The 11,452-nt window shown below is 40.3% G+C and carries 11 protein-coding genes; 6 read left to right on the forward strand and 5 right to left on the reverse strand.

What is annotated here, in order from left to right:
• The first annotated feature begins 108 nt into the window (after nt 1–108).
• From AAEU28_RS11630 to AAEU28_RS11640, 3 genes are all read left to right on the forward strand, one after another.
• Nucleotides 109–2,022 (forward strand): methyl-accepting chemotaxis protein, encoded by a 1,914-nt coding sequence (locus AAEU28_RS11630; RefSeq protein ID WP_421964268.1) that lies wholly within the window; start codon nt 109–111, stop codon nt 2,020–2,022.
• 156 nt (nt 2,023–2,178) lie between these two features.
• Complete coding sequence (locus tag AAEU28_RS11635; RefSeq protein WP_421964269.1) at nt 2,179–3,354, forward strand: tetratricopeptide repeat protein; 1,176 nt, start codon at nt 2,179–2,181, stop codon at nt 3,352–3,354.
• Nucleotides 3,311–4,210, forward strand: coding sequence for a M28 family peptidase (locus AAEU28_RS11640; RefSeq protein WP_421964270.1), 900 nt, complete (start codon nt 3,311–3,313; stop codon nt 4,208–4,210). The genes AAEU28_RS11635 and AAEU28_RS11640 overlap by 44 nt, the downstream gene beginning before the upstream one ends.
• Here the strand turns inward: AAEU28_RS11640 and AAEU28_RS11645 are convergent.
• Nucleotides 4,138–4,449 (reverse strand): GIY-YIG nuclease family protein, encoded by a 312-nt coding sequence (locus AAEU28_RS11645; protein ID WP_421964271.1) that lies wholly within the window; start codon nt 4,447–4,449, stop codon nt 4,138–4,140. The genes AAEU28_RS11640 and AAEU28_RS11645 overlap by 73 nt on opposite strands.
• 119 nt (nt 4,450–4,568) lie before the next feature.
• Between AAEU28_RS11645 and AAEU28_RS11650 the strand changes: the two genes are divergently transcribed.
• Entirely contained in the window at nt 4,569–4,928 is a 360-nt protein-coding gene (locus tag AAEU28_RS11650) for an outer membrane protein assembly factor BamE (protein WP_421964272.1), read from the forward strand.
• Nucleotides 4,929–4,998: 70 nt separating this feature from the next.
• Here AAEU28_RS11650 and AAEU28_RS11655 read toward each other — a convergent pair whose 3' ends face one another.
• Both AAEU28_RS11655 and AAEU28_RS11660 read right to left on the reverse strand, forming a co-directional pair.
• Nucleotides 4,999–5,313 carry an RnfH family protein gene (locus AAEU28_RS11655; protein WP_138482885.1) on the reverse strand — a complete coding sequence of 105 codons (315 nt, stop codon included), beginning with the start codon at nt 5,311–5,313 and terminating at the stop codon, nt 4,999–5,001.
• Nucleotides 5,313–5,747, reverse strand: coding sequence for a type II toxin-antitoxin system RatA family toxin (locus AAEU28_RS11660; RefSeq protein ID WP_138482883.1), 435 nt, complete (start codon nt 5,745–5,747; stop codon nt 5,313–5,315). The genes AAEU28_RS11655 and AAEU28_RS11660 overlap by 1 nt, the downstream gene beginning before the upstream one ends.
• Before the next feature lie 140 nt (nt 5,748–5,887).
• On the opposite strand from AAEU28_RS11660, the gene smpB reads away from it, so the two are divergent.
• Both smpB and AAEU28_RS11670 read left to right on the forward strand, forming a co-directional pair.
• Nucleotides 5,888–6,370: an SsrA-binding protein SmpB gene (smpB, locus tag AAEU28_RS11665; RefSeq protein WP_421964273.1), complete on the forward strand. Its 483-nt coding sequence runs from the start codon at nt 5,888–5,890 to the stop codon at nt 6,368–6,370.
• A 64-nt stretch (nt 6,371–6,434) separates the two neighbouring features.
• Nucleotides 6,435–10,622: a DEAD/DEAH box helicase gene (locus AAEU28_RS11670; RefSeq protein WP_421964274.1), complete on the forward strand. Its 4,188-nt coding sequence runs from the start codon at nt 6,435–6,437 to the stop codon at nt 10,620–10,622.
• Between the two features lie 65 nt (nt 10,623–10,687).
• Here the strand turns inward: AAEU28_RS11670 and AAEU28_RS11675 are convergent, their stop codons facing one another.
• Both AAEU28_RS11675 and AAEU28_RS11680 read right to left on the reverse strand, forming a co-directional pair.
• Nucleotides 10,688–10,978 (reverse strand): PilZ domain-containing protein, encoded by a 291-nt coding sequence (locus AAEU28_RS11675; RefSeq protein WP_421964275.1) that lies wholly within the window; start codon nt 10,976–10,978, stop codon nt 10,688–10,690.
• A 9-nt stretch (nt 10,979–10,987) separates the two neighbouring features.
• A complete protein-coding gene (locus AAEU28_RS11680) occupies nt 10,988–11,371 on the reverse strand; it encodes a response regulator (RefSeq protein ID WP_138483044.1) in 384 nt (127 codons plus the stop codon).
• Nucleotides 11,372–11,452 lie beyond the last annotated feature (81 nt).

Raw genomic sequence — 11,452 nt, forward strand, 5'->3', positions numbered from 1 at the left:
AAGTTTTGGGCTTTTTTACTATTTATTTACATTTTTGGAAAAAGTTGAACAATAGATAATAAATCCTATGCTAGAATAATTACTTAACTCGTTATCAAAATAAGTAATATGAAAGCGAATAGTTTATCCATAACAGTAAAAATCTCACTCCTAGGTAGCTTAATTGCAGTTATTGTTGCAACGCTTATAGGGGTTATTTCAACCTATCAGGCAAAAGGCATGGTCGAAAGACGCATGTTACACTCTGAATTGCCTAGTAAAGTTGAGAACATCAGCAAATCAATCGAAAAGCAAATTGCACAGATGAAAGATGCTGCACAGCTTCTTTCAAGCAACCAATTTATTTTGGCAGCAGCGAATAGGCATCAACAAGATGACTCTCTACTCGTCTCTGAATTACAACGTATTGCAAAACAATTTGACTTAGCAACAGCATCCTGGGCAAACCGTGAAACTGCTGAGTATTGGAATCAACATGGATTCTTACGTGTTTTGAACCATCAAGAAGACGGCTGGTTTTATGGTTTCACGCAATCGGGTGAAGCTTATTCCATCAGTATTTTCAGAGAAACCACTGGTGCTGTGAATATGTTCGTGAACCACCAGCAGTTGAATGGTATTGGTTTAGCTGGCCTTGCCAAGAGTGTGACTGATATGCAGAGCATGCTCAGTCAATTCATACTTGAGCAAACTGGGTTTGTTTTCGTAGTTGATAATACTGGCGCAATTAAGTTGTTCCCTGATAGTCGCTCGACTCAAGCACAGTCCTTGAAAGACTTGTATGGCAGTACAAATTCCAACGCTCTGTTACAAAATAACGCGTCTAATCTGATTAATGTTACTTTAAATAACGAAGCGCAAGTGATTGCAAGTCAGCCAATCAAAGGCACTAACTTATATGTCGTAGCACAAGTACCTGAGCATGAGGTTTATACCGAAATACGAAGTCTGCAATGGCAGATTGTCGGGTATGCCAGCATCATTGCGATTTTTGCTTGCTTAGTCAGCTTTTTCTTAGCTCGTACATTAGCAGCCCCACTTTCTAAAATTGCGCAACTGTTTGCCAACTTAGGCAGTGGCGATGCAAGACTAAATTATCGACTACCAGAGTCAACACAACCTGAGCTGCAAGAGCTCAGTGATGGATTTAATCAGTTTATTGCCAAGATTGAGCATGCTATCAAACAAGTGGCAAATGAAAGCCATGAAATTCGTGCCACCAGCCTTAAACTGACAGATCAAAGTAATCGAACTTGCCATGCCCTTAATGAACAAAAGTCTCAAACATTATCTGTAGCGGCAGCGATTAATGAAATGGGCGCAACGGTGCAAGAGATTGCAGGCAATGCAAATAACTCTGCACAATTGACTGAATCGAGTAAAAATACGGTTAAGCACAGTGAACAAGAAATTGCCCAATCTCAGATCACATTAGGACAACTTGCGGATGACATAAATAGTATGGCTGAACAAGTTAACTCACTCGTTGAGCGAACCCGCTCAATTGCAAGTATTGTAGAGGTGATCAGAGGGATCTCAGAACAAACAAACCTGCTTGCGCTTAATGCTGCAATTGAATCAGCTCGAGCTGGTGAGCATGGTCGTGGTTTTGCGGTTGTAGCGGATGAAGTGCGTGCATTGGCAAGCAGAACGTCTCAATCTACTGATGAGATCCATAACACCATTAATGAACTCACTCTTGCTGCAGAAAATATTGTGTCGCAAATCACGCAATCTAGAAGTCAAGCTGAGCAGAGTGTCATGAGTATGCAAAACTCAGTGGATCTTCTAAAAGACGTCAGTGAAACATCAAATCAGATAAATGATATGACTACCCTAATCGCTGCAGCGACCGAAGAGCAAAGCAATGTTGTTGCTGAAGTAGGACTAAACATTGAGCAGATCAGCGCTGCTAGCGATAACGTTGTCGACGAAACACAAGCTATTTCACAAGCTATTGAAGCCCTTGCCGAGTCAGCGAAAACACTCGATGGTTTAGTTGTGAGTTTCGATAGTAAGTAATTAAAACGTATTTACTTTTTCTAAAAAGAGCAGCATTAAGGCTGCTCTTTTTTTATAAGCTAGCGCATTAAGCGTAATAATTTGTAACGATTAAAAATACAACAACCCCATTTCTTCATCTAGGCTTAAATAATGACTAGCTGTAAGGGGCTATGTATGAAGCACATTTCATCAACACTAATTGCATTGCTGCTATTACTCAATTTAGCAGGATGTCAGAGCACCCAATCCAATACACCTGACATTAATTACGCACTAATAAACACATCGGTATTTGAACAAAAAGAGATTGTCTCTCAAGATGACGTTTTTGCTCTCAATGAAGACATAAAAACGCAGCTTGACCACTATATTAAAGACAAAGCATCTCCAATACGACAAGCCAAGCAACTACTTAATTTTTTAATGGATAATGGAGACAGTACACTAGCTTATCAAAGCGGCGCTAATCTAGTCGCTTCTGATGCTTTTTATAATCTCAATGCAAATTGTCTTTCTCTCTCAATCTTAGCGCATAGCCTCGCAGAGCATTTAGGTCTCTCAACACAATTTCAACGTGTTCATATTCCAGAGTATTGGGATCAAAGCCAAGGTTATAGCCTCCTTACTGGTCATGTTAACCTCGTTATTAAGAAAGCCCCGCAAAGAGATGAAGCAAATAAAATATTCTTTTTAGAACCTACCTCGATTACCGTAGATTTTGATCCCAATAGTAGAGAGCAAAAATTTAAAACGAGCAAAATCAGTAAAGACAGGATCACCGCTATGTTTTACAACAACCGCGGTGCAATGCATATGATCAGGGCCGAATATGACTTAGCTTATAGCTATTTTAAAGGTGCAATTGAACTGGACCCTGCTTACTCAGGTGCTTGGGGAAATCTTGGGATCCTTTATCGTATAAATAACATGCACGATCTTGCAGAAAGAACCTACAAACACGCTTTGATTGTTGACCCAAATAACAACACAGCTTGGGGAAATACCGCACTGTTATACCGTTTAACTAACCGAGAAAGCTTGGCATTCGAAATCGAAGCTAAATTAGAAAACAAGCGAAAAAACAATCCTTTCTATATGATAGTTAAAGGTAATGAAGCCATCGCCAAAAATGAGCTCAACAAAGCACTACATTTTTTTAATGAAGCGAGGAAGCTTGATAATGACCTTCATGACAGTTATTTTGGCTTAGCTAAAGTCTATTATTACAAAGGAAACCTTAGTCGTGCAGAACGTTATCTCAAACTGGCGCTTAAAAATGCAGAGTTTACTCACGATAAACGACGCTATGAGGGTAAGCTGGCTGCTTTTAAGTATTTGGCTAGTCGCTAACGCCAATGCTGCCAGCGCGTCGACGCGTTTGTATGAAGATATGAGCGTTTTAACCAGCCCAAAGCATCAAGGAAGAGAAGCTGGCAGCCCTAATCCCAATATCACAGCTCAATTTTTATATGAGCGTTTTCAAAATTTAGGTATTAAAGTTAATTATCAAAGCTTTGAATTTAAAAGTGGGTTCTTTAGCAAAAAGCTAGGTCACAACGTCATCGCAACACTACCCTGCACTGTCGAGCAATGTGGCAAGAAGTTAGTCATCACCGCCCACTATGACCATCTAGGTGGGCGAGAGAATAGCTTCTATGCAGGCGCCAATGATAATGCGACAGGTACTGCCGCATTATTAGCAATAGCAGAAGTATTAAAAGAGCAGACTCGGTTTAGTGACATAATATTTTTAGCTAGCGACGCAGAAGAAAAAGGGCTCTATGGTGCTAAGCATTATGTGAGTGAAACTGATACAAGCCTTTATGCCTTGAATATTAATTTGGACATGTTAGCCATCAATAACAGAAACACCCTGTACGCACTTCATGATAAAAAAGCCAAAAAATACATTGAGCAATTTAAACAACAAGAAAATCCATTTAAGGTATTTTCTACTTCGTCTCAGTTTAGACTGCACAAAAAGCTCAATGACAATCGTATCAACTGGCATAAGGCCAGTGATCATTACGCGTTTAGTTTAAAGAAAATACCGTATATCTACTTTGGTATGGGGATCGATGATAAACATCACACTAAAAAAGACACATTAGACAATATGAACTTTGAAAGATATCAAACTGTGGTTGAATCTATCAGTGACTTTATCGTCTCATTAGCGAAAGTACCATTAGACTCCACAAATTGAACCTTTTGAACTTTGTTTAGCTTTTTAATATGCCACTCTAATTTAGCAGCAGTACTTTTATCACCAACAGCTTTACTATAAATCAATTTGATGGGCGCTTTGCCTTTTAGGTTTTTTGCGCCTTTACCAGCATTATGTGCATCAACTCGTGCGTCAACGTTGTTGGTGATCCCAGTATACCAATGCCCCAACCTACTCTCCACTATGTAGACAGACCAAACCTTTATCTCTTGGGCCACTTTTTTTACCTATTAAGAAACTTTTTTAACTTCATACTGTCAAAGTGTATCAAGAAACTTTACCTTCTGTACGCAATCGGTATGATGCAAACAATAAAAGAATAAGGATCAAAAAATAAATGCTAGTAAAAAAATCCCTCGCTGTTTGGCTAAGTGCAGTAGTTATGGCTGTTATGTTGTCTGGCTGTTCAAGTTGGGTATATCGAATTAGTATTCCACAAGGCAACTTTTTAGAACAAAGCGACGTAGATAAGCTACGCGTTCAAATGACCCAAGAGCAAGTGCTTTATGTTTTAGGGAGCCCAGTTGCAAAAGATGCTTTTTCAAATGACAGCTGGCACTATAGCTACACGCTAAATATTGGTCGTGATTCTGAGCATAGAAAATCTTTAGTCGTTTATTTTGAGAATGGCCTTCTTGCGCGAATTAGTGGTGATTTTGAAGAGCCAGAAGAGTTTAACATTCCGCTAGAACAATAATCGATTTTTAAAAGTGATTTTATAAATGAAAAAAGGGCTCAAGCCCTTTTTTTGATACTGTTATAAATAATTATGCTCTGCCACCGGTTATTTTATTGGCGCGACCTTCTTCTTTCGCTTTTTCAGCTCTTTGCCTTCTTGCAGCTTTAGGGTCGGCAATCAAAGGGCGGTAAATTTCTATTCTATCTCCCTCTTTCACCACTTGATGGTTTTTAACAGTGCGATTCCATATACCAAGTGCTAAATTCGATAAATCAATTTCAGGACACTTATCAGCAATACCTGATTGTAAAACCACTTGCTCAGCCGTCGACCCTTCAGCAACATCGACAGAGAGCGAGGTTGCAGTGTCTGGTAATGCAAAAACCACTTCAACCTTGATCATTATCTCACCCCATATACGGTTTTAGCGCGTTGTGTAAACGCAACAACCATGTTCTTGGCAACTTCGTTAAATACTTTACCGAATGCCATCTCAATTAATTTACTGGCAAATTCGAACTCAAGTTTTAGAGACACTTTACATGCTTGCTCATCAAGCGCTGTAAACTCCCAATAACCATTTAGTGATTTGAAAGGGCCGTCGACCAATTTCATCTCAACTTTGTTGCCTGCTAAACGATTATTTGTTGTGAACCACTTTTTAAGGCCCGCTTTCGATATTTCTAAACTGGCGGTCATTGAAGACTCATCCTCAGAAATAATTTTTGCGTTGGAACAATTTGGTAAAAATGCAGGGTACGCATTTACATCATTGACTAAGTCAAACATTTCTTGGCTGCTGTACATCACCAGCGCACTTTTTTCAATCTGCGGCATAGCTACTCCACTTGCTTTGACGCGATTTTAGCAAGCTTTTTAATAATTATCTTGTTTACAAAGCATGAGTGGGTAAAAATAAGTAACAAAGCTAAAAAAGCCCTGTTTAATCAGATCATTTGTAGGTAGACTACGCCATTATGGCAAAGAAAAAATCACCAAAAGCAAACAGCAATACCATCGCGCTAAACAAAAAAGCGCGACACGAGTATTTTTTACACGATAAGTTCGAAGCAGGTATTGAACTACAAGGCTGGGAAGTTAAAAGTATCCGAGCAGGTAAAGTAAATATTTCTGATACTTATATTCATCTTAAAGACGGCGAAGCATTTTTACTTGCCTCGCAGATCCAACCATTAAACAGTGCATCAACTCACGTGATTTGTGACCCAATGCGATATCGTAAGCTGCTTCTCAAGAAGCGTGAATTAGATAGATTGATTGGTGCAACTGAGCGCGATGGCTTTTCATTGGTTGCAACTGCAATGTATTGGAAGAAGTGCTGGGTTAAATTGGAATTCCATTTAGCCAAAGGTAAAAAGATGCACGATAAGCGCGCCGATATCAAAGATAAAGACTGGTCGCGCGACAAAGAGCGCTTAATGAAGCATAAAGCCAGATAAACAATAAAATTACTCTAAACCCCAGCATGCTGGGGTTTATTTTTTCAAACGACACCAAAACCACATGCTTATTTCAGAACAAACCGCACAGCAACAAAACCTATTGTTTCAACTATACGAAACACTCAGTATTGAACAACAAAAGCTGTTGCTGGTATTAGCCGTCGTTTATAAGCCTTTGAGTCGCGGACATATCAATCAGCTTTGCCGAAAGCTAAGTAACCAAAATCAGCTTGATTGGCCTGCAAATTTATTGCGGTTGAGCAACTCTGATATTGAAGTGTTAGCGCAAAGTGGACTATTCAGTGCAAAAGATGATGTTCACAAGGTCAACCCGCTTCTAGCAAATAAATTAACAGAGCTCAGTATTCAACAAGGGAGCTTTTTACCCATTCTAAAGCTCGCTGAAGACGTTGTGCCCGTTTTACAGCTATACGATTGGGAGAAAACCTTCCAAGATGAGCAAAGGCTCGCCCGCGACTATTTCTATCTCAAAGAATACAAGAGCCTAGAAAAACATCTTCGCCTGGATAAAAACCCGCAAGTAATCGACCATAAACAAAACCAAATTCTGCTTGAATGTTGCTTTATGCCGTTCAATGAATCGTCTTTTACAGTACTTCCTGAAAACATTCAATATCAAGCATTTGCGACTTGGTTAGAGTTTAGAAAACAAAAAGGCGCATCGCTCAGCTACCCGCTTAATTTACTCAAAAGTGTGATCCAACATTGTCAATTTTTACCGCTCAAATTGCTCTATGTCGAGTATTTAGTACTCCAAGGTGAATTTGAACAAGCAGCAGCCTTATTAGCAGGCGAAGCTAAGTCGGTGTATCACAGGCAAATACTGGCCACGATTTGTTTGTTCAACGGAAAAATCAAAGAATCAGTTGATGAATTCGAGCAAGCGATTAAGCTAAAAAATAAGCTCTACGGGAAAAAGTCAGACTATTTACTTGGTGTGTTTGGGTTATTCCAAAAGTTTGCGCTGCTATTAAATGGTGCCGACAATCAGCCAAGCAAGCTGATAAAACTCGTTGAGTTGTGTAAACAACAAAAAAATAATAAGCACTCAGACTCATTCGACAAACTCATCGCGTCTATATTCATTGAGCTGACTCAAGCTATTCAGAAGGCTGAACCTGCTTATTTACATGACGTGATAAACAACGTTAAACACTCGGCATTTTCAGAAAATATCGCGGCTTTGCTCACCCTCTACGCTCAGTGTTGGACTGCTAAAACTGCAAATTTAAATAAAGAACAAGTGAATACGCTCGTGAGCAATTTTGAGCAAAGCGAGCTGACTCTATTTGCTAATCTTGCTCGTCAGCTACGTCATGAAGCGACACCACTTGCGATTGATTTTACGCAAAGTGTTAAAGCCAAGCCAAGGTGGGATAGAGCTTTATCGCAACTGAAAGCACTTACTAACCTCTCTCAACCAGATAGTGAACAATCAAATAACGATGAGCGATTAATTTGGGAGCTACACTTTTCAGGTGAACATTCCTACTTCACCGCCCGAATACAAACTAGGTCGGCTCAGGGTTGGAGTAAAGGAAAACCAATTTCAGCCAAACGGCTAGTAGAATCATCAAGTTTATTAAACTGCTTAACTGTAAAAGACAAAACCATCATTCAAGCGATTGAAAAGCTTTCTTTTGAAGATTACCGAGGTACAGACACTCAGTATCAATTAACGGGTCTTAAAGCCCTAAAGGCAATCAAAGGCGCACCGAACATTTATCTCAACGATGATTTTACGATACCAATCAGTGTTTCTGAGCACTCCCCTGCTGTGCTCATCGACAAGCATCAACAAGAGATCCATGTTTCAATCAGTCATTTACCCAAATCATTAGAACGCGAAGCCCCTGTTTTCTCTTTTTATCAAATGCAGTCTGATGAATATGGTTTTAGCATCTTTGAAACCGAGCATTTAAAAGTGGCTCGTATCATCCGAGAAGAAGGGCTTGTTCTGCCTATTACAGCCGAAGCAGAGCTGTTGCAAAGTGTGCAAGCCATAGCGCCTTTGATTGATATTCAAAGTAGTTTAGACAATAAATCAGTAGCAGATAGCCAAACATCAACCACCAAACCAACCATTTCGAATAATAAACTTGTCATCAATATCCAACCCTATCAAGAGGGTTTAGTGTTTACATGCATTGTGATGCCTTTAGGTGAAGAAGGCCCGGCTTTTAAACCGGCTATCGGCGCAAAGCATATCTCTGCATTAATAAATCATGAGCGGCTAACCACATCTCGAGACTTAGCGTTTGAACAGGAGTTACTGGAGCGCTTAGACGTACTCTGCCCCGCCTTTCAGGCGATGGCTGATAACCAGCTTAAAGTTTCAGTGCCTGAAGATGCGTATGAAGTGTTATTGAAACTTGAAGACATCAGTAAACAAGAGCAGGCTTCCTTACCTTTATTACTAAGATGGCCGAAAGGTAAAACCCTTTCTTTATCACCAGAGCTACAAACGCAGCATTTACAGCTTGCAATGTACCGTCAAAATGAATGGTTTAATTTACAAGGCGAGCTTCAGCTAGATGATGACAAAGTCATAGCCGTTAAGCATTTACTGCAATTAGCCGAACAAAGTAGCAGTCGCTTTATCAAGCTAGAGTCTGAGCAAGTGTTGTGCTTGTCAGAGCAATTAAAAGCCAGGCTCGATACCATCAATATGGCTAGCGAGCACGGACAGTTTCATCCCCTTGCAGGCAAAGTGATCAATGAAGCCATGTCTGGTATGCGCATGAAAACCTTGCATAGCTGGGAGCAGCAAACCCAGCGTATGTTTGAAGCTGAAAAATTGCAACCCAAGCTTTCGCCTTATTTAAATGCTGATTTACGACACTATCAAATTGAGGGCTTTGAGTGGGCGATGAAATTAGCCCACTGGGGCGCTGGCGCATGTTTGGCGGATGACATGGGCTTAGGAAAAACATTGCAAGCGTTAGCTGTGATCCAAGCTCGTGCATCTCAGGGGCCAACGCTGATCATTGCACCCACTTCGGTCTGTTTTAATTGGCAACAAGAAGCAAAAAAATTTACACCCACTTTGAGTGTTTTCAACTTTGCGGACAACCCCACGGCTGAATTTGTTGAAGCGCTCACTGGCAATGAATGTTTGATTATCAGTTATGCCATGTTACAACGCCATATTGATATACTTAAACCCGTTACCTGGCAAACTGTTGTAGCTGATGAAGCACAAGCACTTAAAAACCCGTTATCGCAAAGATCACAAGCTGCTTGCGCTTTAAAAGCTGAGTTTAAAATGGTCACGACAGGTACGCCACTTGAAAACAACTTAAGTGAACTGTGGAGCTTATTTAGATTTGTAAACCCTGGGTTATTAAGCAACTTAAAAACCTTTAACCGCCGTTTCGCTCAACCTATTGAGCAAAGTGACGAAGATCCTATTAAAGCCAAAAAAGCCGCCTTTGGTTTAAAAACTCTGCTTAAGCCTTTTATTCTTAGACGACTAAAATCTGAGGTGTTAACTGAGCTGCCACCACGCACACATATAGACATTCATGTGCCACTCAATGAGCAAGAAAGACATTTATATGAAGCAATAAGAGTCAATGCCGTCGAGAAACTGGCTGCAATTCAAAAAGAGCAAAGTATCGCAACACAGCGTATGCAGATTTTTGCTGAACTAACCAAGCTAAGGCAGGCGTGTAGTAACCCCTCTTTGGTATCACCAGATACAGACATCGAAAGTTCAAAGTTGAAGCAACTAACTCTGTTGCTGAGTGAACTTAGGGAAAATAAACACAAAGCACTGATATTCAGCCAGTTCATTGGTAGCTTGCAAGCGGTTAAAGCACTATTAGAGGCACAGCAAATCCCTTTTCACTATATTGATGGTGCAACACCTGCAGAGCAACGCAAGCAAAGTGTTAATGCGTTCCAACGCGGTGAAGGTGAAATATTCTTAATAAGCTTAAAAGCCGCTGGCTCTGGATTAAACCTCACCGCAGCTGATTATGTTATCCATCTTGATCCGTGGTGGAACCCCGCGGTTGAGGCTCAAGCTTCTGATCGCGCGCACCGTATTGGTCAAACAAACCCTGTTACGGTTTATCGATTAGTTGCAGAGCAAACTATTGAAGAGAAAATCCTTGCCCTGCATGAACATAAAAAAGAACTCGCGGATAAGTTACTTGATGAGGGGAATGCAATAGATGCACTAAGTGTGCAAGAATTACTCGGTTTGTTAAAAGAAACGTTTTAAGTAAGATTTGGTGATTGAGAGTTTAAGAAGCATATTCAATCACCTGAATCAAAGAAATAATATTCTTAATTGAATTGAACGATTTCAACACCCAGTACATATTGACCTTGTTCATCTTGCGCACAACGCACAACCTTAGTATGGGCATTCAAAGGTGGAATACTGGCACTGCTTGAATCAATATGAATATCGAGTATGGTATCGACTTCTAGGGGTTGTTCAACCGCAATAGAAAGACCTGTCGCACTCAAATCCAAGCACTTACCAACCAGAGTGAGTTGTTGTTCTAAAACTGAAATTTTTGCCTCGGCATTGACCATCATACGCATAAAGCGGCGTTTATCTTCGTGCAACATAGAGTACTCCTAAACCATTGATTTTAGTTTTTCTAATAATTGTTGCATTGAAAAAGGTTTTACTACGTAAGCATCGCACCCAGCTTCGAATCCGGCCTGTTGCTCTTGCTCAGACTCAAGCCCTGAAAGCATGACTATTGGAATGTCTTTTGTTTCTGGCGTATTTTTCAACAGCCGACAAGTATCATAGCCATCAAGACCAGGCATACAGACATCTAGTAAAATAGCATCAGGTGGGTTCGCAATAGCCGATGACAAACATGACTTGCCTGAGTCAGCATAACTGAGCTCAAAGTTACTCGATAGCGCTGTGGTGAGCATTTCAAAATTAAAATATTCATCATCAACCACCAACACATGCGGCGTTGGTTTTGCTTTTACTTGAGTTGTCATTGGCAATGCTACTTCCTTTTCAATACTCAATTTAGTTCCTCTTATTAAGGTAATTCGCCTAGCTCAAATTGCAAGGCGAAT

This window comes from Pseudoalteromonas sp. SS15, assembly GCF_049257195.1.
Lineage (GTDB): Bacteria > Pseudomonadota > Gammaproteobacteria > Enterobacterales > Alteromonadaceae > Pseudoalteromonas.

Bases quoted from the DNA above. Each gene is read 5' to 3' on its own strand.
- AAEU28_RS11630 (WP_421964268.1), top strand. From the start codon at position 109: ATGAAAGCGAATAGTTTATCCATAACAGTAAAAATCTCACTCCTAGGT.
- AAEU28_RS11635 (WP_421964269.1), top strand. From the start codon at position 2,179: ATGAAGCACATTTCATCAACACTAATTGCATTGCTGCTATTACTCAAT.
- AAEU28_RS11640 (WP_421964270.1), top strand. From the start codon at position 3,311: ATGAGGGTAAGCTGGCTGCTTTTAAGTATTTGGCTAGTCGCTAACGCC.
- AAEU28_RS11650 (WP_421964272.1), top strand. From the start codon at position 4,569: ATGCTAGTAAAAAAATCCCTCGCTGTTTGGCTAAGTGCAGTAGTTATG.
- AAEU28_RS11655 (WP_138482885.1), bottom strand. From the start codon at position 5,313: ATGATCAAGGTTGAAGTGGTTTTTGCATTACCAGACACTGCAACCTCG.
- AAEU28_RS11660 (WP_138482883.1), bottom strand. From the start codon at position 5,747: ATGCCGCAGATTGAAAAAAGTGCGCTGGTGATGTACAGCAGCCAAGAA.
- smpB (WP_421964273.1), top strand. From the start codon at position 5,888: ATGGCAAAGAAAAAATCACCAAAAGCAAACAGCAATACCATCGCGCTA.
- AAEU28_RS11670 (WP_421964274.1), top strand. From the start codon at position 6,435: ATGCTTATTTCAGAACAAACCGCACAGCAACAAAACCTATTGTTTCAA.
- AAEU28_RS11675 (WP_421964275.1), bottom strand. From the start codon at position 10,978: ATGTTGCACGAAGATAAACGCCGCTTTATGCGTATGATGGTCAATGCC.
- AAEU28_RS11680 (WP_138483044.1), bottom strand. From the start codon at position 11,371: ATGACAACTCAAGTAAAAGCAAAACCAACGCCGCATGTGTTGGTGGTT.